Annotated in this window: 23 protein-coding genes; 7 read left to right on the forward strand and 16 right to left on the reverse strand. The window is 61.8% G+C overall.

The annotated features are described in order from the left end of the window. Positions 1–12 precede the first annotated feature (12 nt). From AACW18_RS12010 to AACW18_RS12020, 3 genes are read right to left on the reverse strand one after another with little or no spacing between them, the layout of a single operon-like run. Complete coding sequence (locus tag AACW18_RS12010; protein ID WP_218388773.1) at positions 13–507, reverse strand: PTS system mannose/fructose/N-acetylgalactosamine-transporter subunit IIB; 495 nt, start codon at positions 505–507, stop codon at positions 13–15. A 9-nt stretch (positions 508–516) separates the two neighbouring features. Further along, positions 517–948: a PTS sugar transporter subunit IIA gene (locus AACW18_RS12015; RefSeq protein ID WP_218388774.1), complete on the reverse strand. Its 432-nt coding sequence runs from the start codon at positions 946–948 to the stop codon at positions 517–519. Next, positions 942–2720 (reverse strand): class I mannose-6-phosphate isomerase, encoded by a 1779-nt coding sequence (locus tag AACW18_RS12020; protein WP_218388775.1) that lies wholly within the window; start codon positions 2718–2720, stop codon positions 942–944. The genes AACW18_RS12015 and AACW18_RS12020 overlap by 7 nt, the downstream gene beginning before the upstream one ends. Before the next feature lie 212 nt (positions 2721–2932). Between AACW18_RS12020 and AACW18_RS12025 the strand changes: the two genes are divergently transcribed. Beyond that, positions 2933–3940 carry a LacI family DNA-binding transcriptional regulator gene (locus tag AACW18_RS12025; protein WP_218388776.1) on the forward strand — a complete coding sequence of 336 codons (1008 nt, stop codon included), beginning with the start codon at positions 2933–2935 and terminating at the stop codon, positions 3938–3940. Positions 3941–3972: 32 nt separating this feature from the next. Here AACW18_RS12025 and AACW18_RS12030 read toward each other — a convergent pair whose 3' ends face one another. From AACW18_RS12030 to fruB, 4 genes are all read right to left on the reverse strand, one after another. Then, on the reverse strand, positions 3973–4551 hold the full coding sequence (locus tag AACW18_RS12030) for a glucose-6-phosphate isomerase family protein (RefSeq protein ID WP_256351866.1): 579 nt from the start codon (positions 4549–4551) through the stop codon (positions 3973–3975). Between the two features lie 177 nt (positions 4552–4728). Beyond that, the gene (gene fruA, locus AACW18_RS12035; RefSeq protein WP_218388777.1) at positions 4729–6465 is read right to left on the reverse strand and encodes a PTS fructose transporter subunit IIBC; all 1737 of its coding nucleotides are present in this window, start codon (positions 6463–6465) and stop codon (positions 4729–4731) included. Then, on the reverse strand, positions 6462–7457 hold the full coding sequence (pfkB, locus tag AACW18_RS12040) for a 1-phosphofructokinase (protein ID WP_218388778.1): 996 nt from the start codon (positions 7455–7457) through the stop codon (positions 6462–6464). Before pfkB ends, fruA begins: the two co-directional genes overlap by 4 nt. Then, complete coding sequence (gene fruB, locus AACW18_RS12045) at positions 7457–8557, reverse strand: fused PTS fructose transporter subunit IIA/HPr protein (protein WP_218388779.1); 1101 nt, start codon at positions 8555–8557, stop codon at positions 7457–7459. Before fruB ends, pfkB begins: the two co-directional genes overlap by 1 nt. Positions 8558–8854: 297 nt before the next feature. Here fruB and cra point away from each other — a divergent pair, with 297 nt between their 5' ends. The 3 genes from cra (at position 8855) to AACW18_RS12060 (ending at position 11785) form a co-directional block, all read left to right on the forward strand. After that, entirely contained in the window at positions 8855–9853 is a 999-nt protein-coding gene (cra, locus tag AACW18_RS12050) for a catabolite repressor/activator (protein ID WP_218388780.1), read from the forward strand. Positions 9854–10134: 281 nt separating this feature from the next. Beyond that, on the forward strand, positions 10135–11328 hold the full coding sequence (locus tag AACW18_RS12055) for an aromatic amino acid transport family protein (RefSeq protein ID WP_042652230.1): 1194 nt from the start codon (positions 10135–10137) through the stop codon (positions 11326–11328). A gap of 229 nt (positions 11329–11557) precedes the next feature. Then, positions 11558–11785 carry a DUF3955 domain-containing protein gene (locus AACW18_RS12060; RefSeq protein ID WP_218388781.1) on the forward strand — a complete coding sequence of 76 codons (228 nt, stop codon included), beginning with the start codon at positions 11558–11560 and terminating at the stop codon, positions 11783–11785. Between the two features lie 159 nt (positions 11786–11944). Here the strand turns inward: AACW18_RS12060 and AACW18_RS12065 are convergent, their stop codons facing one another. Further along, positions 11945–15046: an MGH1-like glycoside hydrolase domain-containing protein gene (locus tag AACW18_RS12065; RefSeq protein ID WP_218389001.1), complete on the reverse strand. Its 3102-nt coding sequence runs from the start codon at positions 15044–15046 to the stop codon at positions 11945–11947. A gap of 526 nt (positions 15047–15572) precedes the next feature. Here AACW18_RS12065 and AACW18_RS12070 point away from each other — a divergent pair. Beyond that, a complete protein-coding gene (locus AACW18_RS12070; RefSeq protein ID WP_218388782.1) occupies positions 15573–16505 on the forward strand; it encodes a LysR family transcriptional regulator in 933 nt (310 codons plus the stop codon). 147 nt (positions 16506–16652) lie between these two features. Here AACW18_RS12070 and AACW18_RS12075 read toward each other — a convergent pair whose 3' ends face one another. Continuing rightward, on the reverse strand, positions 16653–18041 hold the full coding sequence (locus tag AACW18_RS12075) for a DEAD/DEAH box helicase (protein WP_042652233.1): 1389 nt from the start codon (positions 18039–18041) through the stop codon (positions 16653–16655). A 326-nt stretch (positions 18042–18367) separates the two neighbouring features. Here AACW18_RS12075 and AACW18_RS12080 point away from each other — a divergent pair, with 326 nt between their 5' ends. Further along, the gene (locus tag AACW18_RS12080; protein ID WP_218389002.1) at positions 18368–19192 is read left to right on the forward strand and encodes a substrate-binding periplasmic protein; all 825 of its coding nucleotides are present in this window, start codon (positions 18368–18370) and stop codon (positions 19190–19192) included. A 93-nt stretch (positions 19193–19285) separates the two neighbouring features. Here AACW18_RS12080 and aroC read toward each other — a convergent pair whose 3' ends face one another. Together aroC and prmB are read right to left on the reverse strand one after the other, a co-directional pair. Then, a complete protein-coding gene (gene aroC / locus AACW18_RS12085) occupies positions 19286–20374 on the reverse strand; it encodes a chorismate synthase (protein ID WP_042652235.1) in 1089 nt (362 codons plus the stop codon). Positions 20375–20390: 16 nt separating this feature from the next. Beyond that, positions 20391–21326: a 50S ribosomal protein L3 N(5)-glutamine methyltransferase gene (prmB, locus tag AACW18_RS12090; RefSeq protein ID WP_218329309.1), complete on the reverse strand. Its 936-nt coding sequence runs from the start codon at positions 21324–21326 to the stop codon at positions 20391–20393. A 65-nt stretch (positions 21327–21391) separates the two neighbouring features. Here prmB and smrB point away from each other — a divergent pair, with 65 nt between their 5' ends. After that, positions 21392–21916, forward strand: coding sequence for an endonuclease SmrB (gene smrB / locus AACW18_RS12095; RefSeq protein WP_042652236.1), 525 nt, complete (start codon positions 21392–21394; stop codon positions 21914–21916). A gap of 40 nt (positions 21917–21956) precedes the next feature. Here smrB and AACW18_RS12100 read toward each other — a convergent pair whose 3' ends face one another. The 5 genes from AACW18_RS12100 to AACW18_RS12120 all read right to left on the reverse strand — a co-directional run bounded on the left by AACW18_RS12100 (position 21957) and on the right by AACW18_RS12120 (position 25533). Next, positions 21957–22367 carry an SRPBCC family protein gene (locus AACW18_RS12100; RefSeq protein WP_218388783.1) on the reverse strand — a complete coding sequence of 137 codons (411 nt, stop codon included), beginning with the start codon at positions 22365–22367 and terminating at the stop codon, positions 21957–21959. A 223-nt stretch (positions 22368–22590) separates the two neighbouring features. After that, a complete protein-coding gene (locus AACW18_RS21505; RefSeq protein ID WP_256351868.1) occupies positions 22591–22680 on the reverse strand; it encodes a DUF4287 domain-containing protein in 90 nt (29 codons plus the stop codon). 185 nt (positions 22681–22865) lie between these two features. Beyond that, positions 22866–23264, reverse strand: coding sequence for a GFA family protein (locus AACW18_RS12110; RefSeq protein ID WP_218388784.1), 399 nt, complete (start codon positions 23262–23264; stop codon positions 22866–22868). Between the two features lie 217 nt (positions 23265–23481). Next, positions 23482–23847, reverse strand: coding sequence for a VOC family protein (locus AACW18_RS12115; protein WP_218388785.1), 366 nt, complete (start codon positions 23845–23847; stop codon positions 23482–23484). A gap of 243 nt (positions 23848–24090) precedes the next feature. Beyond that, complete coding sequence (locus tag AACW18_RS12120) at positions 24091–25533, reverse strand: chitinase (RefSeq protein WP_218388786.1); 1443 nt, start codon at positions 25531–25533, stop codon at positions 24091–24093. Positions 25534–25801 lie beyond the last annotated feature (268 nt).

The following is a 25801-nucleotide window of genomic DNA, read 5'->3' on the forward strand; positions in this document are numbered from 1 at the left end:
GATGACCTCCCCTTATTTCAGCTTTTTCTGGGCATCCGCCCAGCTGTAGTGACTGGCATCCGGCACCAGTCGAAAATCGATCTCATGACCCAGGCTTGCCAGGTAATCAAAGGCAGCTATCTCCTGCGAGGTCACCGATTGATTGGGCCCTATGGTGGTAGTGTGCTCGCGGGCACTCATCGGGCCGACGTTGATTTTGCCGTTGAGATTATCAAGGGAGATCCCGGCGGCGCAGAGGCGCTGCAGAGTGACCGGCGATTTGCCAATCACGAAGTAGCGTTTGTCACTAGCAATCACCTTGGGCAACTTGGCAATGGCGGTCGCCACATCAAACAGCCACACCCTGGTGTCCGATACGGCCCCCGTCATCACCTGAGAGAGCAGCGGATCGGCCGCCACCTCATCATCGATCGCGACGATGCCGTCACAAGGAAGCTCTCTGGCCCAGCGGGTAACCAGCTGACCGTGGATCACCCGGTCGTCAATCCGTACAAATGAAATGGCCATCATGCTCTCCTAGAAGTTGTCATCTTGCGGATTTGTCACCGCCGGTGCGGCGATCACCATGGATTCCAGTGCCTGCTCCAGTAGCTGGCGGGCAGCCTCGTGCACATCCGTTGCCGCCAGCCAGTCGGCGCTCATTAGCAGCATGGGGAAGTTGACGCCGGTCACGATGGCGACCGGCTGTGGCCATGCGGGGTCGAACGCGAAGCGGCACGCCACGTTATAGGGAGTGCCACACTCCATGTCGCACAGCACCAACACACCGTCAGCCCCTGCACCATGGCGGCGCAGCGTCTGCTCAAACTCGGCACGAAAGGCCTCGATACCCCCCTCTTCCGTGAGAGAGACGGTCGCCACGGCAGGCATCTCGCCGTAGACCATATTGGCGCTGGCCAGCAGGGCCGGCGCCAGTGAACCATGGGTTGCGATAAGGATCCTCAGCATCTCGGTTCCCCCCTCACAAAGGCTTTGATGGTGGCAATGGTCTGCCCTTCACTCTCGCCACTCGGGCGGATGCGGTAACGGCCCACCGACGCCGGTACGATAAAGGTCTCGGCGTAGTGCACCACGAAGGGGGCGAAGGCGTGGTCCGGGCTCTCTACCGTTGCCTCCCGACCCTCTATCAGGTTGAGCACCTGCACGGTACCGCCGGTATCGTGCTCTACCGGCACGCTGAACCAGTGGCGACGGGTCTCGATAAATTCCCGCTCGTGCAGACCGGTGCGCTCTTCACGCCACCCTTCCCCTTCAGCGATCGGCTCAATGCAATTGACCAGATTTCGCTCGGTCCAGTCGGTATCCCGATCCCACTGGATCACCTTGCTACCGTGTTCCAGATGGATGGGGCGCGGGATACCGTCGAGCCCGACCCGACCCCAGTCCCACAACTTGAAGGTGAAGATGAATGGGGTTGCACTGATCTCGAGCACCATGGCCCCCGCCCCCGAACAGTGCACCGTACCGGCCGGGATCAGAAAGTGGTCATGCTTGCGGGCCGGGAAGCGGTTGATGAAGCGCTCGTCGTCGAAGGGCTTCTCACCGCGCTGGGCTGCCGCCAGCTCCGTCAGCATCTCTTGCGGAACAGTGTCATTGCGAGTGCCGAGATAGACGCAGGCATCGGGTGTCGCATCCAGCATGTAGTAGCTCTCGTCCTGGGTGTAGTGCATGCCGAACTCCTGCTGGATATATTCGGTCAGCGGATGCACCTGCAGACTGAGGTGCTGCCCCTCTACCGTATCGAGAAAATCGAAGCGGATCGGGAACTCGGCACCAAAGCGGGCGTGAACCCGCTCACCCAGCAGCGGCCTGGGCTCACAGAGCACCAGGTTTTGCGAAGGGATCTCGACCCGGACCGAACCAAACCGGAGATAGAGGCTGTTCTCCTCAGGCACACAGTCAAAACACCAGGCATAGTTAGCTGGCGCCGGGTCGAGATCACACACTTGCTTCATCCACTGACCGCCCCACACACCGGGGTCAAAGAAGGGGACGACGCGAAACGGTTGGTGCGCCGCCTGATGCAGTGCGGCATGCAGTGCCGCTCCCGTCACCACTGTCGGTTTGCCCTTGATATTGGTATCGAGCAAGAAGTCGATGGTCGGTAATTGCGCGACCTTGTGACGATCAAACACCCGCCATTCGATAAAGAAGGCGCGCTTGTAGCGGCGCAGAATGTCCTCTTCCGTGTTATCAGCACCCCAGTTGCCAATCTCTTTACGGCGCAAACGCTGCTGGATCTCCCAACGGGCCAGGTCGGCATAGACACGCACATCACCCTCAGCAACCAGCGATGCGCCACTGCCCATCACCACCACCAGCCCTTGCGGGACAGCCTTGGTCTCTGCTTGTAAACGGGCGAGTACGGCGGGGTCAAAAAATTCCACCATTTTGTGGGGAGCCACCACCCCGAACACCCGGTCATCGGTGATAAAGCGATCCAGCATCTCGAGGATCCGCGCTTCTGGCCAACGGGCCTGCTCCACGTCGATCAGGGTCAGTGGCCCCAGTTGTGCCAGCAGAGACTCACGAAGTTCTCGCTGATCGACTCCGTGGTAGCAATCGATAACCAGCACCACCTTGCTCTGGCCCTGCGCCGCCAGCGTGGCCTGTAACCGCCGGACGATGGCATCCCACCCCTCGCAGGCGGCCTCCTCATATCCGGCAACCGCTATCTCTGGATACTTGTCGTAGTTGGAAACATAACTCGAATGAATCATTGCTCTGCTCTCTCGCTGACATCTGCGAGAAAGATAAATCGATTAACCCATTAACCCCAACCTGATAAACAAGATTAACCTCAAACTATTGCCCATTCCCTCCGCATATTGAGAGAAATATGTGATCAGTCGCTCGATTTTGTTAGTGTTGGCTAAGTAAGAAAGGTTAATCGATATATCTTTACAGCCAACACCATGACAGGAGACACCTCATGAGCAATGTGACCGTTGCCGATATTGCCCGTCATCTGGGGGTATCTACCGCCACCGTCTCCATGACCCTGCGTAACAAGGGACGAATTTCGGAACATACCCGCCAGCGGGTACTCAAGGCGATCGATGAACTCGGCTACGTCTACAACCAGACCGCCGCCAATCTTCGCAACAAGAGCAGTAATCAGGTAGGCCTGCTGCTGCACGACATCACCAACCCCTTCTACGCGGAGATGACGGCGGGCCTCGGCCGGGAGATGGAGCATCACGATCTGATGCTGTTTCTTGCCAACAGCGAGGAGTCAGCGGCAAGACAGCAACAATTTATGGACTCGCTGCAACGCAACAGCGCCGCAGGCATGGTGATTTGCGCAGCCCAGCCTACCCCGCACAGTTTTTTCGACAGCCTGCAACGGCGCCATATGCCCACCATTCTTGTGGTGAGGCCGGTACCGGATGTGGCGATCGACTTCGTGGGCACCGACAACTTTCTGGGCTGCCAGCTGGCAACCGAACATCTGATCCGCCTCGGCCATCGCAACATCGCATTTATTGGGGGGGCAACCACCTCCATCAGCCGCTCCCAGCGCCTAGGTGGCTATATGAGCAAATTGCTCGAACACGGCATAACCGCCAAACCAGAGTGGATCATCAGCTGCGGCGCCAGCCGGGTGGAAGGCACCCTTGCGATGACAACACTGCTGGAGAAACATCCGGAGGTCACTGCCGCCGTATGTTATCAAGACATAGTGGCACTGGGCGCCATGCTAGCCTTGCGCAAACAGGAACGGCGAATTGGTCAGGATTTTGCGTTGGTAGGGTTTGACGATATTCCGGAAACCGCGCTGGTAGAACCCGCCCTGACGACGGTGTCGGTAGCGGCGCGAGAGATTGGCCGCAAGGCGGGTGAGCTGCTGCTCGAGCGGATTGCCGGCAATGATGAACCGGCCAAGAGCATCATCTTACCCCCCTCCCTAGTGGTGCGCCAATCCTGCGGCAGCCGCTAGCGGGGTCGCTCACGGCCCCTTCTGGCTGATTGCTATGTGATTGAGGCGCTCACCACACTGCTCACAACACAAGGTTCCCCCTCCTTCCCTGCGACCACGCGCAAGCCAAACCCCTGCTCGGCCATCAGCCGGTAATCATGACCGGCAATGGCAGGCCAGACCGCCAGCGCAGAGAGCCGGGTCTCGCCGGTATTGATGAGCCGGTGGGCCACGTGACCCGCAATATGGTGAACACTGCCGGGAAAAACCTGCTCAAATCGACAGACGCCAGCCATATCCTGCAACAGCAGCAAGCCCGTCCCGCACAACCCGAAGTAGTACTCCGCCTGCTCGGCCCGGGCATGTATATGACCACGGGTCATAAAAAACTCGCTCCCTATCCTGCCAGCCTCGAGATGGGTGACGCCCATGTTGAGATCCCCCTCCACGCCACTGCTGGGCAACATCGCCACTCGATAGAGCACAGTTTGCGAGTCAACCTCAGCTTCAGCAGCCGGATCGGCAAACATGCCATGCAGGTCGGCCAACCTTGTACTCTTTTCCACCAATTCGGCCCCTGACAGACTGCCGGTCGCAAAATCCACCATGGGCGGGATCATCAGCTTCATCATCATCTACTCCTCAGTGACGCTTTATCAGATGGCGCATCTGCGCCTCGCCAGAACAACCTAAAAGGTTAATCCATTAACCACAAGCATCATCGCTGATGCCCACATCACTATTTGGACAACAAAAAAGCGGCCCGAAGGCCGCCTTGTTATTGATTGCATTGAATTACGTTGTACCACTCAGGCCGTCGCCAGCTTGGCCTGGGCCTCACCGCGCTTGAGCATGGCGTAGGCGACCCCGGTCACCAGCGAGCCTGCCGTGATGGCCAGGATGTACATGAACACGTGGCTGATGGCGTTCGGGATGAACAACACGAACAGGCCGCCGTGGGGCGCCACCAGCTCGCAGCCGAACAGCATGGAGAGCGCACCGGTCAGGGCGCCACCGACCATGCAGGCCGGGATGACCCGCATCGGATCCTTGGCGGCGAACGGGATGGCCCCCTCGGAGATGAAGCAGAGTCCCAGCACGAAGGAGGCCTTGCCCGCTTCCTGCTCCGCCTTGATGAACTTGGTGCGGGCCAGGAAGGTGGCGATCCCCATCCCCAGGGCTGGCACCATGCCGGCGGCCATCACCGCCGCCATGGGGGCATAGGTCTTGGAGGCCAACAGGCCGACCCCGAAGGCGTAGGCCGCCTTGTTGACCGGGCCACCCATGTCGAAGCACATCATGGCGCCGATGATGACCCCCAGCAGCACGGCGTTGGCTGAGCCCATGTTGTTGAGGAAGGTGGTCATGGCACTCATGATGCCGGCGACCGGGCCGCCCACCACGTAGATCATCACCAGGCCGGTAAACAGGCTGGCCACCAGCGGGATGATGAGGATGGGTTTGAGCGCCTCCAGAGTCACCGGCAGACGCACCTTGTCACTCAGGTACTTGGCGCTGTAGCCGGCCAGGAAGCCGGCGACTATGCCACCGAGGAAGCCGGCCCCCAGGGAGCTGGCCAGCATACCGCCGATCATGCCGGGAGCCAGACCCGGCCTGTCGGCGATGGAGTAGGCGATGTAACCGGCCAGCACCGGGATCATCAGGGCGAAGGCCGAGCCGCCGCCGATCTTCATCAGGGCGGCGGCCAGGGTGCCCTCCACCTTGAACGCTTCAATACCGAAGATGAAGGAGATGGCGATGATGAGGCCACCGGCCACCACCATGGGCAGCATGAAGGAGACCCCGGTCAGCAGGTGCTTGTAGGGGCCCGCCTTCTCCTCCTTCTTGGCCGCGGCGGCGCCGCTGTGGCGATAAGTTTTCGCCTCAGTCCACGCCTTGTCCAGCTCGGCGCGGGTCTTCTTGAGCGCCGCCCCCGTGCTGGTGTGATAGACCGGCTTGCCATCGAAGCGGGCCATGTCCACCTCGATGTCGGTGGCGAGGAACACCAGATCGGCGGCGGCGATCTCCTCCGCGGTCAGGGCATTCTGGGCACCGACCGAGCCCTGGGTCTCGACGCGGATCTGGTGACCCAGCTGCTTGGCCATGGTCTCCAGCGCTTCCGCCGACATGAAGGTGTGGGCCACCCCGGTCGGACAGGCGGTGACTGCGACTATGCGCTTGGCCGTGTCAGGCTTGCTCGTCACAGGCTTGGCTGCAACAGCAGCAACCTGATGACGATAGAGGCTGGCCTCGCGCTCGGCGGCGGCCAGCACGGCGGCCGGATCCTGCAGGGCGAGATCCATGCTGCCCTGATAGAGGCGCTTGCCGTCATAGGCGGCGAGATCCACCGGGCCGCTCGCCACCACCAGAATGAGGTCGGCGGCGGCTATCTCGTCAGACGAGGGCTGCTGACGCGGCTGCACGCTGGAGCCGACATCGAGCCTGAGCTCCCAGCCCGCCAGTTTGGCCTGTTGTTCTATCCGTTTAGCAACGAGAAAGCTGGTGGCGATGCCCGCCGGGCAGGCCGTAACCAAGATTGCTTTCATTGGGCATCTCCTGAGTTTTCCATGGAAGGGGATTGAATGGGGGCGAGGTGATCGAGCCGCTGCAACTGCACCTGTCCGAGCAGGGGGGTCAGCACCTCGATGTCGCTGAAACCGACCGCGACCTGGCTCACCGCCAGGGCGGAGACGGCGGTGGCCAGTCGCAGGGTCTGCTCCGGCGCCCAGCCGAGGCTGAGGCCATGGGCAAGCCCGGCGACCAGCGAATCGCCGGCGCCGACGGTGCTGACCACCTGCATACGCGGCGGAATGGCCTGCCAGCTGGCATCGGGACCAAACCAGATCAGGCCTTCTGCGCCGTTGGAGACAACCACATGGGGGATCCCTTGCGCCTGCAAGGCGCGGGCACAGTCGGCCTGCTCCTCCAGGGTCTCGATGGGGCGCCCGGCCCACTGGCTGAGCTCCTCCAGATTGGGTTTGACCAGGGTCGGCGCGGCGCCGAGGCCTGCGCTGAGCGCCGCCCCGCTGCAATCGAAGATCACCCGCTTGCCCTTGGCCTTGAGCAGGCCGATGAGACGGGCGCAGTAATCGGGCTCGACCCCCTTGGGCAGGCTGCCGGCCAGCACGAACCAGTCGGCGCCCTGGCCGGCATCGGCGCACAGCGCGTCGATCACCGTCTCCAGCTGGCACACGGCGTCAGCGTGGATCTGCAGCCCCGGCAGGTTGAGATCGGTGACCCGACCCGACTGCTCGGAGATCTTGACGTTGATGCGGGTGCTGCCCGCCACCCGCACGAAATGATCGGCCAGGATGCGCTCTTCAAACAGCGACTCGAAAGCCTGGGCGTTGTCCGCCCCGAGCCAGCCGGTGAGCGCCACGTCACGGCCGAGATCTTTCAAGACCATGGCGACGTTGATCCCCTTGCCCGCGGCGCGTAAGTGAGCCTCGCTCACCAGATTCACCTCGCCGAGGCTCATGGCCTCCAGGCGGGTGGTGAGATCCAGCGCGGGGTTGAGGGTGATGGTCACGATTTTCATCAGTGCGCCCCCTCCCCCAGTCCGGCGGCGATGGCCTCGCCAATCCCCTTGAGAGCGGCTTCGGCATCCGCCCCTTCGGCGCGAAACGCCAGCCGGTGACCGCACTTGACGCCCAGACCGATGACCTTCATCAGGCTCTTGGCGGAGACCGCCTCACCGCTGCCATCGAGATTCGCGACCCGGATGTCGGATGCGAACTCCTTGGCCACCTTGACCAGCATGGCACCCGGCCGCGCGTGCAGGCCGTGGGGATTGATGATGGTGAAGGTCTCGCTGAGGCCGCTGGCGGGGCCCGCCTGCAACATGGCGAGCCCCTCGCTGCCCGCCAGGGTGGCGAGCTGGCCGGCGGCGGCCAGCCTGGCCAGATTCTCCAGCTGTGGCAGGTGGCTGGCATCGCTGGCACACAGCAGCAAGAGGGCGCCGACCGGCAGCTCCCCGGCCTGCAGTGGCGTGCTCGGGGTCGCCAGTACCCAACCGGTCTGGGTGGCTGGCGTGCGGGCCAGCCAGACACCCTCGCCGAGATAGGCCGGCTCGCTGGCCAGCAGGGAAGTCACCATGGCGGCCTCCCCCCAACCGGCAGACTTGGCACGGGCGGCGGCCCCCAGCAGCAGTTGGTCGCGATCCTCGGCCGGGAAATCGGCGAGGGTCAGGTACTGCACTTCCTGCGCCGCGCCGGCGCCGGTGAGAATATTGATGATGGTGTCGGCATCGGTGGCGGTTTTCAGTTGCGCCGCCGCCTGCTCATCACCCAGCACATGGGTGAGCTGACGCAGGATCCCCAGGTGCTCGTCGGATTTGGCGGCGATGCCGATGGCCACATAGGCGATCTGCCCCTGGTCCCACTCGATGCCCTGAGGGAACTGGGCCACCATGACGCCGGTGTGTTTGACCAGATGACGGGTGTCCGTGGTGCCGTGGGGAATGGCGATGCCGCTGCCGAGGTAGGTGGCGTGCTGCGCCTCCCGGGCCAGCATGCCGTCCACATAGCCCGCTTCCACCAGACCGGCCTCGGTCAGTTTGCCTGCCAGCAGGGCGATGGCATCCGCCTTGGTCGCCACCGATTGCCCCAGCAGGATCTGCTGCTGCGCCAACTTCAACATAGAGATTCTCCATCAGGTGCCGGCCTCGCCTGCTGGCGGTCCGGCTTAACACTCGGGTAATTTGCCTGCTGACAATAGACTGGATTGCGTCCTTCGGTGATCCAGGGCGGCTTTTCAACCCCGGTCACCCATTGCCTGCTGACAAGCTGAATCGTTTCACTTACACTCAGACTGAATCGTTTCAGCTGATTGTTCAAGTGCCGACGCCGAGTGCTTTTCAATGATATGATCCCGCGCACACTTTTCGGTGTCCCTACCCTGGGTCGTCGCGGACCTTGCAACTCAAACAGAGCCAAGATGATGAAACTGGATGAAATCGCTGCCCTCGCCGGTGTCTCGCGCACCACCGCCAGCTATGTGATCAACGGCAAGGCCGATCAATACCGCATCAGCCAGGCCACCCGTGACAAGGTGATGGCGGTGGTCAATGCCCACAACTATCAACCGGACAGCCGCGCCGCCTCCCTGCGCGGTGGCCAGACCCGCACCCTGGGGTTCATCCTGCCAGATCTCGAGAACGCCAGTTATGCCAAGCTCGCCAAGCGGCTCGAGCAGGGCGCAAGGGCGCAGGGCTATCAGCTGCTGATCGTCTGCTCGGAAGATGAGGCGGATACCGAGAAGGAGCTGGCCCGGATGCTGGTCAGCCGCCATGTGGATGCGCTGCTGGTGGCGAGCTGCCTGCCGCCGGAGGATCCCTTCTACCTGCAGCAGCAGGCCCATGGCGTCCAGATCCTGGCCATCGATCGGGCCATGGCCGCCGATCACTTCGTCACTGTGGCGAGCGAGAACCAGAAGGCGAGCTTCGATCTCACCGCCTCCCTGCTCACCCCGGCCATCCGGCATGTGGCACTGATCACAGCGCTGCCCAGCCTCACGATCAGCCAGGAGCGGAAAGCGGGCTTCGAGCAGGCGCTGGCTCAGCAAGCTGCCGCGTCACAGTTGACGCCCCACATCTGCGAGGGGGAGCACTTCTCCCGTATCGAGGGCTATCGGCTGATCAAGGAGCTGCACCTGCGGCTCGGTCAGCTGCCCGAGGCGCTGGTCGCCACCTCCTACATATTGATGGAGGGGGTGCTGGACTACCTGCTGGAGCAGGAGACCGACATGAGCCGGCTCGCCATGGCCACCTTCGGTGACGATCGCCTGCTCGACTTTCTCCCCTTCGGCATCAACTCCCTGCCCCAGCAGCACGACGCCCTGGCCGGCCAGGCGCTCGCCCTCGCGCTCAAGGCCATCAACGGCGAATACCACTGCGGCCTGCACTACATAAGCCGCACCCTCAAGCGTCGCCGCTGAGCCCACCGCGCTGGCGGCAACCACCGTCGGTGCGCTTTTTCACCAAAGAATCCCGCCTTCTGTCATCTTTTATTTCCACTTATCACCACCTTGCAGTACAAGATCTGCCGTAATAGGCTTGTCTCCGCTATTTTGATCCGCTAACGTGGCAACCATCTTTTACAAACGAGCGGTTTTTCGTAACGATGCGTCCACTCCGATATTGCTAGCCTCCGGCCTCAGCCCCGGAGGCGCCTCCTGACCCTGCTTCTGGCACTCTTTCTCTGATCTCGGATGGACACATGAACACCAAAACCCTGGGTTGTACCCTGTTGATTGCCGGCACCACCATAGGCGCCGGCATGCTGGCCCTGCCGCTGGCCTCCTCCTCCCTCGGCGGCCCCGCCACCCTGCTCTTGATGATCGGGCTCTGGGCGCTGATGGCCTTCACCGCCATGTTGCAGGTGGAAGCCAGCCTCAACACCGGCAAGTGGTACCTGCACCAGCTGGCGGATCACCTGCTCGGCCCCTGGGGCAAACGCATCGCCTCCTTCTGCATCCTGATGCTGTTCTACTCGCTCGCCTCCGCCTACATCAGCGGCGGCAGCAGCCTGCTGGCGCAGGCGCTGGCCGATGCCGGCACCACCGTCAGCCAGGAGCAGGCGGCCTGGGCCTTCACCCTGCTGTTTGGCGGCATGGTGTGCGTGGGCACCAAGCAGGTGGATTACCTCAACCGGCTGATGTTCACCGTGAAATTGGTGATCATGGTAGGGGTGCTGGCGCTGCTGCTGCCGCGCGCCGAGGGACAGCACCTGCTCTCCATGCCGCTCGGCCAGGGGCTGCTGCTGGCGGGCCTGCCGGTCATCTTCACCTCGTTCGGCTTCCACGGCTCCATTCCGAGCGTGATGCTCTACCTCGGCGATTGCCCCAAGCAGCTGCGCCGGGTGTTCGTGTGGGGCTCCGCCCTGCCGCTCATCCTCTACGTGCTGTGGCAGGTCGCCATCCTGGGGCTGCTCGGTCAACAGACCCTGATCCAGACCGGCGGGGCCCTCGACAGCCTGCTGGCCAGCGTCGGCAACCTGGTCAGCTGGCCGGCGTTCAATCAGGCGATGCACCTGTTCGCAGACCTGGCGCTGGCCACCTCCTTCCTCGGGGTGACCCTGGGGCTGTTCGACTTCATGGCCAAGGTGACCCGCCGCAAGGACAATGCCGGCGGCCGTATCCAGACAGGCATGATCACCTTCGTGCCGCCGCTGCTGTTCGCGCTCTACTTCCCGCAGGGCTTCATCATGGCGCTGGGTTATGCCGCCATCGCCCTGGCGGTGCTGGCGGTGCTGCTGCCGGTGACCCTGGTGTGGCAGAGCCGCAAGCGGGCCGAGGCGCACCACTACCGCGCCCCGGGTGGCGTGCTGGCGCTGGGGCTGGCCGGTGCCATGGGGGTACTGATCGTCGGCGTCCAGGTGAGCGTCAGCCTGGGGCTGCTGCCGGCACTCTGACCCTCATCCTTGGATGGAAAAAGAGAAGCCCCGCCAACCTGGCGGGGCTTTTTTGTGCCTGCTGACACCTCGCACAAGGCCGATGCTGGCGCTGGCGCTGGCAGGGTCTGCCCCATAGCTGTGACCAACGCATCAGGCAGTCTGCCGCTGAAATACTCTTTAGCCCCACTTCATATTCACTTCACTCTGCCATGACAGGCTGGGACCTCTTCCAAGACCACGAGATAATATGATGATGAAATTGGCGGCGCTGTTCACGGCACTCGGGGTGATCTCCCTCATCAGCTTCCAGCTGATCGGCTCATACCTGGATAGCCAGGGTTATCTGCACGAGCCGTTCGGCCTGTTGCCCATCGGCTTCCTGTTCATCTTCATGGGGATACTGCTCGCCCTCTTCGGCGCGCTCAGGGCATTGTGCAGACAGAAACGCGCGAAGGCGGATAAGCAAGCCAGCTGAGGCGGCGCTGTAAACCGTTTCAGCCCTCGACTGAAACGCCGGACTCCCGGCGAACGGCACACACAGAAAAGCCCTGCCAAACTGGCAGGGCTTTTTCATTGGGCTGCATCATGGTGACAGCCCAGAGCCAGCGGCCCGGGGCTGCTCTGCGACGGCGACTTAACGAGCCGAGACGGTGATGCTGGCCAGATCGATCAGGTTGACCGCTCCGCCCTGCCCACCGGCATCGTTGTAGGTAGCGTTCGCCTTCAGATAGCTCATGTTATAGAAGTCACTCACCAGGATGTCGTACTGTCCCGCCGGCACCTCGGCGATGACGGGGGTCGAGTCACGCAGCGGCTTGAGGTCGCCATCCTGCATCACGTGGGGCATCTGCACCACGCCGCTCGCGACCACCTTGCCATTGCTGAGCACGGACACCCGCTTCACCCCGTTGGTCACCCCCAGGTTGATGGCGTGCTGGGCATTGCTGTATTGCAGGCGAATGGCGCGCTTGCCATCCAGTGTGACGCCCCGCACCAGCAGGGTATCTTCCGGGCGGCCCCAGTCCTTCAGATAGGGCACGGGAATGGCCGTATCGGCCGCCGTGAGGATGCCGCTATGGGAGACCGCATCGGCATCGACAGCGATGCGCTGGCGCTCGGGTTGGTAGCACACCGGCTTGGAGTGATGGGAGCGGTTACCGGACTCGGGGTAGATGGCTTCCGCGCTGTAGCAATAGGCCATGCCCGGTTGCGGCGCCAGCTCGTCGACCCAGTCCCTCGCCGCTTCGAGCCCGGCGGCCACCTGCTTGCCATCCCGATAGATGTTGTAGCTGAGCGCCCCCTGGTTGACGCTGTCTTGCAAGGCGACGACCAGCTTGCCCCCTTGCTCGGTGACCCCTGACAGGGTGGGCTCGGTCGGGGCGAACACCTTGCGGTTCTCCACATCCAGCGGCGCCACGTCCTCGATCAGGCGGATCCCCTGCTCATCGGCCACCCCGGCTCCCAGCTGGACCTCGATCAGGTTGCTGGCCGCCAGCATCTCCTCGGTGATCAGCTCAGCCACGGGGGCGCCATTGAGCAGGATGCTCCGCACCGGGTAGTAACTGCCCTCTTCCCCGACCTCGGGAAGCAGCAACTTGATCTCGATCTGCTTGCCGCGGTAGTTCAGCCCCTTGAGCGCCGCCTCCGGCTTGGCCCCCATCAGCTTGTGCTGGTGCGCGGTGACGAAGGGCGAGACCCGGATCCCCTGCTCTTCCAGGTTGTAGCCAAACAGGGTGCTGGTCACCATGCCGAGATAGCCGCCGACGGACCAGAGCTGGCGTTGAGAGTTGATAACCGGACCTGTCAGATCGGGATGGGTCAGATCCATCAGCGAGGGCTGACCGGAGAGCCACTCCAGGTTCTCCATGTTGGAGAGGTTGAGCGCGGCTCCGCGCATCAGGGAGTCGACATGGCGATCGGCCACGGCCACGTTCTGCACCCGGGCGGCGGCTTTCAGCCCATAGGCGGAGACGAAGGGCCAGATGGCGCGATTATGGTAGACCGGCATATCGGGCTGCTGCGGGAAGTAGACAGGGGCGCCATAAGGCCCCATGGGATAACGGCTGACGATCGCCCTGGCCTGGCCCTCATCGGCAATGCCCGCCAGTATGGCAAGGGATTCCCCGAGCAGGTCGAACTTGTAGGCCGGGCTCGGATCCGTGCTGGTGTTGATCAGGCTGGCATACATCTGCTCATCCGCCAGCCAGAAGCCATGATTGATGGCCAGCTTGAGCTCGGCGGCCCACTGGCTGTAGCGGGTCGCCAGCTCATCCTGGCCCAGCTCGGCAGCCAGACGCGCCGCCAGCCCTAACCCCTGATAGTGGAGCACGTTGGTGGAGAGGGACTTGCTCATGCCGATGTGGGCGATGTCGGCGGTGATCCACTTGGCATAGGTCTGATCACGCCAGTCGAGGAAGGATTGCTCCCCGACATAGAGGCCATCGCCCTCATCGAAGGCCGCCAGTCGATCGCTCTCTATGGTATTGCGCAACCCCTCGAACGCCTCGGGCAGGAAGGCACTGCGCTCCCCGGCAGGCAGCGCCGCCAGCACCTGCTCGGCCGCCAGCGCCCAGCCCATGCGGTCGGTGCTGATGGGCCAGCTGCCCCCGGTCCCCGTATCCTGGATGATCTGGCGCCCCTGCGGGATCAGGCCGTCGAGGCCCTGCTTCAGCTCGGCCCTGAAGTCGGAGAGCTTGAACTGCAGGGAGTTCCGCGCCCGTTGCGGATCCAGGACCCCCAGCCCCAGATCGGTGGCGTAGGAGAGATCCCGCGTCCAGACATAATGCCACTTGGCCCCCGTTTCGAAGCAGTCGCAGGGGATCGCCTGACCGCCGCCGTAACTGCCATCCTTGACCTGGGCCACGCTGTTTTGCCGCATCTCGTGCGTCGCCAGCGCAAACAGGGCATCAAACACCATGTCGCCCGAGCGCAGCCGGGGCAGATCCGCCTGCTCCTGATACGTGGTGAAGCTATCCCCCGGATCCCGCAGCTCCTGGGTCGTCGACTGGGCATAGCCGCGATAGTCGGCTCCGGCCTGTTTGACCGAGAAGGTGGCCACCTCCTTGACCCCGGCTTTGTGGGTCTGGTACTCCCGCTTCTCGATAAGCTCGTGCCCTTCATGGGGATTGATCATGCCAAGATCCTCGTCCGTCGCCGCACTGACCCGCAGCCAGGGTGCCTGCTCATCCTGACTCGCATCGAGGACAAACTTGTAATATCCCGCCTGTGACACCGACAGGGACGCCAGCTGGCAGCTGCTGTCACAGCGCTGCATCCTGACGCTCTCATTCAATGAGATGGCGCCGCTCGGGCCAAAACCTATCCCATCCTGGGCGGAAGCCATCTTTATCTTGTGCTCGCCGGGGGCCAGCTTGGCGACCACCACATAGCGCTTGTCGCCCTGGTAGACCATCTGCAAGACGGGCTCGAGGTTGCCATCTATGCCCTTCAGATAGAGGCTTTCGTCGTAGTTGGGCTCATCGCGCACCATGAAAAATTCGATGACGGGCGCCGCCAGATCGGCATTGGTCACCTTGACCTGGATATCCAGCAACCCTTTTTCGGTCACGACCAGACGGTTGTTCTGGCCGTTATTCTGGTAATACATGGGATAGAGCTGATCGGGGAAAATACTGGTCTCTTTGCGGCTGTCGGCAGAAAAATCAGGATATTTGGTCCACTCCGGGCCCCCTACCTTGAAGGGCGACATGCCTGAATTCATCTTCAGGTTATCCAAGCGGTAGACCCCGTCCTTGAAGAGCAGCTTGAATTTGTCTGTGCGATCCCAGCCGCTGAATTCCCCGACCAGGTAGAGATCGAAATCCCAGGGAGCCTTCACCTCGGGATTGACGTTATTATCATTACTGGCGGAGGAGCTGTTATCGTTGCAACCGGACAAGACGACGCCGCCGCATAATAATGCCACGGATAAAGCCAATGGATGGATTCTCATATTTTCCCTTCGTTACTTTATTATTTGTTTTGTTATTTGAGTGACACAATAAAATTGCTCTCGCAGCTTACACCGGCATGCCTGAAAGCAAACATAGATGACCCGGCAGGCAAGATAGATACACTCTATAACGGCATGAGATTGCGTGATCGCCCGCACTAAAATGGCGCCATTGCCGGTCAAAGCGAATAGAAAACAACGTGAAGAGCCACACATAAAAACCGTTTCGGGCGACAGCCTGGCGATTGACAGCATGGCATGCTTGCTCTAGCGTTGCGCTCCGCCTGACCCTGAACGGACGCCATTCTCCGTGGACAAACATCTAAGACAATTCATCGAAGTCGCGACCCACCAGAGCCTGAGTCTGGCAGCCCGGCATATGGGGCTGAGCCAACCGACGCTGACCCACAACATGAAGAAACTCGAAGAGAGCCTGGGCACGACCCTGCTGATCAGGCACGCCGGCGGCGTGGCGCTGACCCCGGCCGGGGAGCTGCTGCTGACACAGGCCCGCGTGATGCAGCGGATCTACGACGAGACGCTCAGACGGCTCGCGCTGCTTCGCGAGCGGGCGGCGCTGCCACTGAGAGTGGGCACCGGCCATGCCTGGTGGCAACGGGTGCTGCACCCTGTCACCCTGCGCTATCGAGAGGCCAATCCGTCCTGTGCCATCAATATCGAGGTGGGCAATCACCTGCGGCTATTGGATCTGCTCCTGGGCAATCACATCGATCTGTTTCTGGGGCATGAGATCCATGGCCTGGATAAACATTACAGCCTGATCTTCATCCCGTTATTCACGTCCAGCGACGCCGTCTTTGTCAGGGCCGGGCACCCCCTCTCGGGGAAAATATGCGGCAAGCAGGATCTGGTGAATTACCCCAGCCTGTTGATCACCACGGATGAGCAGCAATATCTGCATCTGGTCGAGGATCTGGCAAGAAAGCAGCAAGATCAGGCCGACATGCAGCTCAATGACAAGATCATTTATACCTGCAACTCGCTGGTCGCCGGCATCGACATGGCAAATACCAGCAATGCCGTCATGCCTTATCCGGGCAGCATGGCGAGTTATTTCGCCCGATTCGGCATAGTCCCGCTCGACATGGACGAGGAATATAACAAGGGGGTGATCGGTATCTATATTTCTCGTGAAAAAATGGATGAGCCCCATATTCAGACCCTGTGCCAGCAGATCCAGACCCAGGTCAGCAAGCATGACGTCTTGATGGCCACCTGCTGACGCCGCGCCGAGGCTGGCCCTCCCCGTCTTCGGCTACCACCCCAGGCGCCCAGGATGGCGGCAAACGACGGACACAAAAAAGCCCTGCCAATCTGGCAGGGCTTTTTCTATCAACCGGTGGGAGGATGAGGGCGAACCCTCAACCGCTTACTGGTTGTGGCTGGCGCGACGTGGACGACGGGCCTGGGCCGGCTTGGCGGCCCCCTCGGCCGGACGCTGTCCACCTTGCGGCTTGGGCTTGCCCGCATTGCCGCCGGTGCGCGCACCGCCAGCATTGCCGGAACGACCGGCACCCTGACGCTGACCTTGCGGGCGCGGCGCACGGCGCTCTTCGCTCGGATCGCGCGGCTCTTTGCGCAGCGGCGCGCCAATGCCACGGGCGATGTTGTCAAGCGTCTCACGGGAGGCTTCAAAGCCAGCCACCTGCTCGCACTTGATGTTCTGCTTGGTCAGACGCTCGATGGCCTTGATCAGCTTGCCTTCATCGGCGGCGACCAGAGAGATGGCATGACCGGCGGCGCCGGCACGGCCGGTACGGCCGATGCGGTGCACATAGTCTTCCGCCACGTTGGGCAGCTCGAAGTTGACCACTTGCGGCAACTTGTCGATGTCCAGACCGCGAGCGGCGATGTCGGTCGCGACCAGCACCTTGACGTTACCATCTTTGAAACCGGCAAGGGCACGGGTACGGGCACCCTGGCTCTTGTTGCCGTGGATGGCGGCGGCGCTGACGCCGTTCTTGTCGAGGGTCTCGGCGACACGGTTGGCCATGTGCTTGGTACGGGTGAACACCAGTACCTGCTGCCAATCGTTGCTGGTGACCAGATGGCTCAGCAGGCCGATCTTGTTGGCCTTGTCGCAGGGGTGCACCAGCTGCTCGATACGCTCGGCGGTGCTGTTGCGCGGGGCCACTTCGATCACCGCCGGGTTGTTGAGCAGGCCGGTGGCCAGCTCGCGGATCTCTTCGGCGAAGGTCGCGGAGAACAGCAGGTTCTGACGCTGCTTCGGCATCAGGGCCAGGATCTTGCGGATGTCACGGATGAAGCCCATGTCGAGCATGCGGTCCGCTTCGTCCAGCACCAGGATTTCCACCTCGTCAAAGCGCACGGCGCCTTGGTTGTAGAGATCCATCAGGCGACCCGGACAGGCCACCAGCACGTCCAGACCACGGCGGGTAGCCATCATCTGCGGGTTGATGCTGACGCCACCGAAGACCACGTGGCTGCGCATCGGCAGATGCTTGCCGTAGTTGCGCACGCTCTCGCCCACCTGGGCGGCCAGCTCACGAGTCGGGGTCAGTACCAGGGCACGGATCCGGTTGGGAGAAACCTTACGCTTGCTCTCCATCAGACGCTGCAGCATCGGCAGGGTAAAGCCTGCGGTCTTGCCGGTCCCGGTTTGGGCCGCCGCCATCAGGTCGCGGCCAGCCAGAACGGCGGGGATCGCTTGCAGCTGAATGGGAGACGGGGTGTCGTAGCCTTGCTCGGCAACGGCACGCAACAAGGGTTCGGCCAGACCGAGGGAAGAAAAACTCATAATTACCTGCTAGGGATAGGGGCGCCGGGGATTTGTGGTGGGGCTCCTCTGCTGAGCCGATGCCATCTCACAAGATCTGGGCCTATTGAGAAAACAACGATTTCCCCGGGGAGCAGAGCAAAGGGGAAAGAATAGAGGTGCAGTCTATCGGAGTTGGCCCTGTTACACGAGAAAAATGTGACGTCCCTCCCAGCATGGATGGAAAACTGTGCCTCTGCTGGGTGGAACGACGATGATAACACCCGCTCGCGCCAGCCTCTGCCAGACGACCATGCCTGGCCGCCGTTGGCGCTTGCCTCGAAGGTCTGACAAGGAGGTTTTGCTTGATGAGGATATGCGCCCCCGGCGCGCTCTGGCGCGCGATGGGAGTGGGTCTGTTGCTCGCCCTGAGCCTGCCGCTGGCGGCCAAGGAGACGCTGTCGGTGGCCTGGAGTCCCTGGCCGCCCTTCAGCCAGATCGATGAGGGGGGCGAGCTGACCGGGCTGGATGTGGCGCTGACGCGCCAGATCCTGCACAAGGCGGGTCTGACCCCCCAGTTTCGCAACCTGCCCTGGGCCCGGGCCCTGCACCTGGTCGAGCAGCAGCGGCTGGATCTGGCCATGGGAGCACTCGAGACCCCGCAGCGGCGCCAGTTTGCCCGCTTCTCGGCTCCCTACAGGCGCGCCAGCTTCGTGCTGCTGAGCAACGCCCCCATCCCGGGCCACGTGGATCGCTGGCAAGGGATCCAGCGCCTCACCGATCTGTGCGGGCAGACGCAACTGCGCCTTGGCAAGCTGCGCGGCACCCGCCCTGCCCCGTTGACGGCGGCCTGCCCGGCCCTTAGGTTCGCCACCGAATACAACTCGGACGAGCGGCTGATCGAACTGCTGCTGGCCCGGCGTCTGGACGGCGTCATCATGGAGTGGCAGTACGCCAACTATCGGCTGACACAGCTGGGGGCCAATCGGTACATCCACTGCCAGTTGCTGCTGCATCGGCAACCGGTCAGCCTGATGTTCGCAAGGGATGCGGTGAGCGAGCCCGAGCTCGCCCGCATCGACGCCGCCATCGCCACCCTGCCCCAGCCAAGCCAGGCCTTTGCCCCGCCCCTCTGCCGCTTCGACGGCAGCCAGACACCGGATGACGACACCTTGGGCCAGCCCGCGTCCTGATGACAATACGCGACAATACACAATGAGAAAGGCGACCCTGGGGTCGCCTTTTTTTGTCGTCCAGCATGATCGGCCGAGTGCCCGGCACCGAGATCAGCGCAACTGCGGTGTCTGGGTCAACACGCCCTGGTTCTGGGCACGGTGGCGCAGCAGATGATCCATCAACACCAGCGCCAGCATGGCCTCGGCGATGGGCACGGCACGGATGCCGACGCAGGGATCGTGGCGACCCTTGGTGATCATCTCGGTGGCCTCACCGCTGGTATTGATGGTCTTGCCCGGCACCGTGATGCTGGAGGTGGGCTTGAGCGCCATGCTCACCACTATCTCCTGACCGGACGAGATCCCGCCCAGGATGCCGCCGGCATGGTTGCTGGCAAAGCCTGCCGGCGTCATCTCGTCGCGATGCTCGGAGCCTTTTTGCTCCACCACCGCGAAACCGTCGCCGATCTCGACCCCTTTCACCGCGTTGATGCCCATCATGGCGTGGGCGATGTCGGCGTCGAGCCGGTCGAACACCGGCTCACCCAGGCCCACCGGCACGTTGCGGGCGATGACCTGCACCTTGGCGCCTATGCTGTTGCCCTCTTTTTTAAGATCGCGCATGTACTGATCGAGCGCCTCCAGCTTGCCCGCGTCGGGGAAGAAGAAGGGGTTCTGCTCGATCTGCCCTGCGTCGAACGCCTCGGCCTTGATGGGGCCGAGCTGAGAGAGGAAGCCGATGATCTCGATGCCGTGCATCTGCTTGAGGTATTTCTTGGCGATGGCCCCCGCCGCGACCCGCATGGCGGTCTCCCGCGCCGAGGAGCGGCCGCCGCCCCGGTAGTCACGCTGACCATACTTCTGGTGGTAGGTGTAATCGGCGTGGCCCGGGCGGAACAGGTCCTTGATGTCGGAGTAATCCTTGGAGCGCTGATCCTGGTTCTCGATCAGCAGGCCGATGGAGGTGCCGGTGGTCCGGCCCTCGAACACCCCGGCCAGGATCTTCACCTCGTCCGCCTCACGGCGCTGGGTGGTGTAGCGGGAGGTGCCAGGCTTGCGCCTGTCCAGATCCACTTGCAGATCCGCCTCGCTTATCTCCAGCCCCGGCGGGCAGCCGTCGACCACGGCGCCCAGCGCCAGGCCGTGGCTCTCGCCGAAGGTGGTGACCCGAAAGAGTTGGCCAAAACTGTTCCCTGCCATGGGTGCTCCTTGCTGCTTAGCTCTTGTAAATCGCGAAATGGTCCCGGTACTGCTCCAGCTCGGCCTTGGTCATCACGAACACGCCGTGGCCGCCGTTCTCGAACTCGACCCAGGTAAAGGGCACCTCGGGGAACTGGGACTCCAGGTGGATCATGCTGTTGCCCACCTCGACCACCAGCACACCGTCATCCTTGAGGAAGTCGGCGGCATTGGCCAGCAGGCGCTTGGTGAGCTTGAGGCCATCGGAGCCGGAGGCGAGCGCCAGCTCGGGCTCGTGCCGGAACTCCTCAGGCAAGTCCGACATGTCTTCGGAGTCCACGTAGGGCGGGTTGGAGACGATGAGATCGTACTTGTCACCGACCGGCAGATCCCGCATCAGATCGGAGCGGATCGGGATGACCTGCTGCTCCAGACCGTGATCGGTGATATTGCGCTCGGCCACGTTCAGCGCATCGACGCTGATGTCGATGGCGTCCACTTCCGCGTGCGGGAATTCGTGGGCCATGATGATGGCGATGCAACCTGAGCCGGTACACAAGTCCATGATCCGGGTCGGTTCATGTTTGAGGAAGGGGGCGAAGCGGTTGGCCACCATCTCGGCGATGGGGGAGCGCGGGATCAGCACCCGCTCGTCCACATAAAACTCCCAACCGGCATACCAGGCCTTGTTGGTCAGGTAGGCGGCCGGCACCCGCTCCTGCACCCGGCGGATGATCAGCTCGGCGATGCGGTGACGCTCACTGGTGGTCAGCCGGGAGTGGCGCATGCCAGGATCCACGTCTGGCGGCAGATGTAACGCGGGCAGTACCAGCTGCACGGCCTCATCCCAGGCGTTGTCGGTGCCATGCCCGTAGAAGATCCCGGCGTCGTTGAAGCGACTCATGGCCCAGCGCAACATGTCCTGGATGGTGTGCATCTCGGCAACCACCTCATCGATAAATATCTTGTCCAAATCCACCTCCAAGTCGAGTAATATCCGGCCCGAGAAACCTATATAGCGAGCAAGACGAGTACCTGATGAAAAAAACGCCCTCACCCACAGACGAGGAAAACCTGCTGTTTCGTGATGCTGTCAAAGGTACCCGGAAAATTAAGCAAGATACCATAAGGGCCGACCTGCGCCCGGTCAAGCAGAAACGCGAACTGCGTGAAAGCCGCGAAAAGCTTGGGGTTGGCCACTTTTTCAGCGACGAGTACCAGCCCCATCTGGACGAGGATGGCCCGACCCGTTATGTGCGTGAGGACGTCTCGAAATTCGAACTGAAGAAGCTCAAGCGCGGCAGCTACCCGCCGGAGATCTATCTGGACCTGCATGGCATGAACCAGAACCAGGCGAAACTGGAGCTGGCCGCCCTGCTGACCCTGTGCCAGAAAGAGAACATCCACGTCGCCTCCGTGATGCACGGCATCGGCAAACACATCCTCAAGCAACGGATCCCGAGCTGGCTGGCCCAGCATCCCAATGTGCGCGCCTTCCATCAGGCGCCGCGCGAATGGGGCGGCGACAGCGCCATCCTGGTGCTGCTGGATATCGAAGAGTAGCCCGCCGCCGGGCAGGAAAGGGTTGATCGAAAAGCGCGCCTCAGGGCGCGCTCTCCATATACCGCTTGAAGTTGTCGAGGATGCTCTGCCAGCCGGCACGCTGCTGCTCGCCACTGTGTTCGGATTCGGCGTCGAACTCCTCGTGCACCCAGATGCTTCCCTGCTCCTCAACGAACCGCACCCTGACGGCCCGGCCGTCGTCCATGACGTAGCCCAGCAGGGTCGGCGGCGTGACCTCGGTAAAGGTGCCCTCGAAATCAAACCCCATGCAGCCATCCCTGGCGGCCATATGGTGGCAAAAACGCCCGCCAACCCTGAGATCCACCCGGCTGCTGGGGCAGTGCCACTCGAGGGACGCGGCGTTCCACGCCATGATGCTGGCAGGGGTGTTCCACCCCTCCCATACCAGAGCGAGTGGCCGTTCGATCCGGACGCTGACGCTTATTTTCATGCAGTTCCTCCTCCTGAATGGATCCCCGGCGCCAATGTTAGGCATGGAGTCGTCCCTTGATTCCTGTGCCCGTGGTACGCCCCTTGGCCGCAAAGGACAGGTTGGCCCCCCGTCGACGCGAGATGGAGAGGGGCTAATCCTGCCCGACCGGGCGATGACATCCTATCGGTGACTGAGCCCGAGGGATGTTGTGCGCCCCGAAAAGCCGCCACAACCGAAAGGGTCAGCCCTGAGCCAGATGGTGGGCCACCAGGGCATTGGCATGGCCGTGCCCCATGCCGTGCTCGCTCTTGAGCCAGGCCACCAGCGCCATGTGCTTGCGCTCCTCCCGAGCCGCCAGCAGGGCCAACCAATGGCGATGGGCTGACCATATTTCTGCTCGATGGCCGGGAAATAGGAGGCGGGCCCCCTCAGCTTCTCTTGTTCATCCATCTTATCCTCCTCGAGTCATGGCGCCACGCAACCGCCGCAGCTCATCCATATAAGCGGCTCTCTGCCTCAGTCCTTGGGGGCGAACTGCTCGAACACCTGCGGACCCGTCAGGGTCTGGGTGTCGTTTTTCAGCTCGTAGAAGTCCGGCTTCTCGTCGATGAAGATCTGGCTGGCCAGCTCGAACGACTGATCCTGGAACAGGCCGGCAGGCAGTATGTATTCATCCGTCGGCAGCAGATGGTAGAAGAGATGGGTACCACAGGTCGGACAGAAGCCGCGCTCCGCCCACTCGGACGAGCGGTAGGCCACCGGGGTGAGCCCCTTGAAGCGGACATCCTTGCCGCCATGCACCGCAAACATGGGCCCCCCGGACCAGCGCCGACACATGGCGCAGTGACACAGGTTGACCTCTTTATGATCGCCGGTTGAAACGCTGATCCCGCCACACAGACAATGACCTTCCATGATGCCTCCTTGAACCTTGGGGAACTGTGCGAGCTGAGCCACCCTCTACTCGCGGTCGCCACAGAGGATTAGCACGCAAAGCACAGGCCGACAACTGACCATCTTGTGGTCAATACCTCCTGCAGCGCCTTGTAACAGGCCGTATTTCTCGAGATTGAGCCATCTCTATCAATCCGGTGAATGAGATTTCATCTGGCATGCACCGTACGAATAATGCTCAGCGCATCTCCTGCAAGGCGATGCGATTGCCCTCGGGGTCCTGAAACTCGGCCACCCGGATCTGCTCGCTCACTTGGGTCACCGGGTAAAGCTCCCCTGCCCCCGCCTCGAGAGCCTGGGCCATCACCCGCTCGATCTCGGCCACCCGCAGATAGATGCGAGTGCCGTCCAGGCTCGGCACATAGCTCTCTCCCATGGCCAAGGCCCCCGAGCAGCCGGGCGCCTGCTCATCGAGGGGAAACAGCGCCATCTCGTTGCCGTCGATACTGACCCGCTCCAGAGTCAACTCGAACACCCGCTCGTAGAAGGCGGTGGCCCGCCCGAGATCCCGCACCGGAATTTCAAAATGGATGGCGATATTCATGACTGATCCCTTTCTGATGAAGCCAGATTGGCGAGAAAATAGGCCCTTGATGGAGATTCGCGACGCTATCGAATAAACGGTCATCATCAATAAGCCGAAACAGCGCGAACGGCAAATAGCCTCTTTATTGTGCCATCTCGGGGATAAATGGAGGGAGGCACGTCGCCTCCCTTGCGTTATTCAACTCGACCCAATAACCATCTCGGATCGATATGCCCTTGGTGCAGGACAATCACCTCGCCATTAAATGACATGAGCCCAGGGGCCACCCTTGGTGGGATCATCTCCCTGGGTCCACCATTTCGCCTGATAAATAATGCCCTTGTGGCTGACCTTATTACCGGCGGTATAGACCTTGCTGACGGACCAGGCGGGGACATCACCCATGGGGGGATTGGGATCGACCGGCGTGGGATCCAGCTTTTCCACCACCCGCACCTTGGGCCAATTGGCGTGAGAGCCATAGAAGTTGGTCACACATTTCTCATAATCCCCCGGTACCAGTGCCGAATAGGCGGTCTGGAACCCGACCAGCTCACATTCAAACGAATAACCACCGGGCCTGTCAGCATAATATTTCCAGTTGCCGTCCCAGTTGGTATAAAGCACATCGGTGGCACCGTTCAGATTCAGGCTGCCATAGGGGGTCTGCTGCCAGCAGGTATTTTTCTCATCGGCCTCGATGGAGATCCCGTAATGGGCCGCCAGCCCTTCCCAATAACGGATACGGTTGACCGGCTGGCCCTTGTCCTTATTTTGCTCACCACATTCGATGCCACCGTTGATGACGTTGATGGTGGTGCCAAAGCCATAGCCTATCCCCGCCGCAATCTCGCGCTGGGAGGGCACCCAGGTGCGATCGATCACGTGCAGCATGGCGGGTTTGGGGGCCTGCGGCGTCAGGAAGAACCAGATGGCCGAGGCCAGGTTCAACCAGGAGTCGGCGACCCGGCCGGGATCGTTGAGCAGCACAGTGGCGTCGCCCGCGAACATGGCCTCGGAGAAGGCGCCGTAATTGAAGTGGTAGGAGAGTTGTTTCGCCCCGCGGCCAAAATAGCCCTGACCGGTGGAGCAGGGCCATTTCTTGTTTTGCCAATCATTCTGACCGCAGCCGGTGGTATAGCCGGTCTGTCCCTCTGACCAACCCATTTCGCGCACGTGCACCAGCGCCTGCTGCCACTCCTCCAGCGCCAGCGGATTATCGGAGCTGTTATTTTTGCCGATATGACCGCCGGTCTCCTGGGCGAAATGGGCAAAGGCCGTCACTATGGATTTCTTGCAGATGGCATCCGCATTGCGGCCATCGCTATATTCCCCACAGAAGGCCGGGAATTTACCGACCGCCCGCAAGAAGCGCACATAGGTATATTCAGGTGCGGCCATCTGGGTCAGAAAGTCCCAATCCGATTCGGAAAATACCCGCTCGACCCGTTTGACGTTATCCGGATTGCTGGCCTGCCTCGGCTCTATGGCATCCACTATGGTGTTGGAACGAGTGGCCAATGCCTTGGACCAGATGCCATACATGGGATTGGCGGTCTTGGCTTTTTCCACCGCCAGCAGATCCGGCGCGGCAATCACATATCCCCCGCTATTTTGCGGATCGGGCTGGATATTCATGGCCCCCTGGCTTGGCAAGGCGCAGGCAAGGGTGATCAGCCAGGCGCTGTGCTTGAGTTTGAACATAGATAACAATCCTTGTCTCAACGTGAAGTTCAGGCCGAGCATAGGCGTTGCAATAACTAAATTCACTTCGAGAATTAAGAAAGTGGCGAATATGTGAGCCATTTCACTCTGCGGGTATTTCTGCCTGATGGGGATAAAGGCGCCTATTTCCGAGTACCACCGAAAACAACCTGGATATAGTCCAGGCGGGCAAGAAACCATAATAACCGGGCCGCCCTCCCGGCGAGCCAACGCCCGCGTCATCAAGGCGCTGGCTATCGGGCTCTAT

Origin of the sequence: Aeromonas sp. sia0103 (assembly GCF_963895295.1) — a bacterium.
In the GTDB taxonomy this organism is placed as follows: Bacteria; Pseudomonadota; Gammaproteobacteria; order Enterobacterales; family Aeromonadaceae; genus Aeromonas; species Aeromonas encheleia.

What these genes read in the sequence shown, in the direction of transcription:
- pfkB (WP_218388778.1), bottom strand. Translation starts at nt 7,457, where the DNA reads ATGAAAATCGTGACCATCACCCTCAACCCCGCGCTGGATCTCACCACC.
- AACW18_RS12075 (WP_042652233.1), bottom strand. Translation starts at nt 18,041, where the DNA reads ATGAGTTTTTCTTCCCTCGGTCTGGCCGAACCCTTGTTGCGTGCCGTT.
- AACW18_RS21505 (WP_256351868.1), bottom strand. Translation starts at nt 22,680, where the DNA reads ATGGCGCTGGTGGCCTGGCTCAAGAGCGAGCACGGCATGGGGCACGGC.
- AACW18_RS12115 (WP_218388785.1), bottom strand. Translation starts at nt 23,847, where the DNA reads ATGAATATCGCCATCCATTTTGAAATTCCGGTGCGGGATCTCGGGCGG.
- AACW18_RS12120 (WP_218388786.1), bottom strand. Translation starts at nt 25,533, where the DNA reads ATGTTCAAACTCAAGCACAGCGCCTGGCTGATCACCCTTGCCTGCGCC.
- AACW18_RS12110 (WP_218388784.1), bottom strand. Translation starts at nt 23,264, where the DNA reads ATGGAAGGTCATTGTCTGTGTGGCGGGATCAGCGTTTCAACCGGCGAT.
- AACW18_RS12015 (WP_218388774.1), bottom strand. Translation starts at nt 948, where the DNA reads ATGCTGAGGATCCTTATCGCAACCCATGGTTCACTGGCGCCGGCCCTG.
- smrB (WP_042652236.1), top strand. Translation starts at nt 21,392, where the DNA reads ATGAAAAAAACGCCCTCACCCACAGACGAGGAAAACCTGCTGTTTCGT.
- cra (WP_218388780.1), top strand. Translation starts at nt 8,855, where the DNA reads ATGATGAAACTGGATGAAATCGCTGCCCTCGCCGGTGTCTCGCGCACC.
- fruA (WP_218388777.1), bottom strand. Translation starts at nt 6,465, where the DNA reads ATGAAAGCAATCTTGGTTACGGCCTGCCCGGCGGGCATCGCCACCAGC.
- fruB (WP_218388779.1), bottom strand. Translation starts at nt 8,557, where the DNA reads ATGTTGAAGTTGGCGCAGCAGCAGATCCTGCTGGGGCAATCGGTGGCG.
- AACW18_RS12060 (WP_218388781.1), top strand. Translation starts at nt 11,558, where the DNA reads ATGATGATGAAATTGGCGGCGCTGTTCACGGCACTCGGGGTGATCTCC.
- AACW18_RS12030 (WP_256351866.1), bottom strand. Translation starts at nt 4,551, where the DNA reads ATGATGAAGCTGATGATCCCGCCCATGGTGGATTTTGCGACCGGCAGT.
- AACW18_RS12025 (WP_218388776.1), top strand. Translation starts at nt 2,933, where the DNA reads ATGAGCAATGTGACCGTTGCCGATATTGCCCGTCATCTGGGGGTATCT.
- AACW18_RS12100 (WP_218388783.1), bottom strand. Translation starts at nt 22,367, where the DNA reads ATGAAAATAAGCGTCAGCGTCCGGATCGAACGGCCACTCGCTCTGGTA.
- AACW18_RS12010 (WP_218388773.1), bottom strand. Translation starts at nt 507, where the DNA reads ATGGCCATTTCATTTGTACGGATTGACGACCGGGTGATCCACGGTCAG.
- AACW18_RS12020 (WP_218388775.1), bottom strand. Translation starts at nt 2,720, where the DNA reads ATGATTCATTCGAGTTATGTTTCCAACTACGACAAGTATCCAGAGATA.
- AACW18_RS12080 (WP_218389002.1), top strand. Translation starts at nt 18,368, where the DNA reads ATGAGGATATGCGCCCCCGGCGCGCTCTGGCGCGCGATGGGAGTGGGT.
- aroC (WP_042652235.1), bottom strand. Translation starts at nt 20,374, where the DNA reads ATGGCAGGGAACAGTTTTGGCCAACTCTTTCGGGTCACCACCTTCGGC.
- AACW18_RS12055 (WP_042652230.1), top strand. Translation starts at nt 10,135, where the DNA reads ATGAACACCAAAACCCTGGGTTGTACCCTGTTGATTGCCGGCACCACC.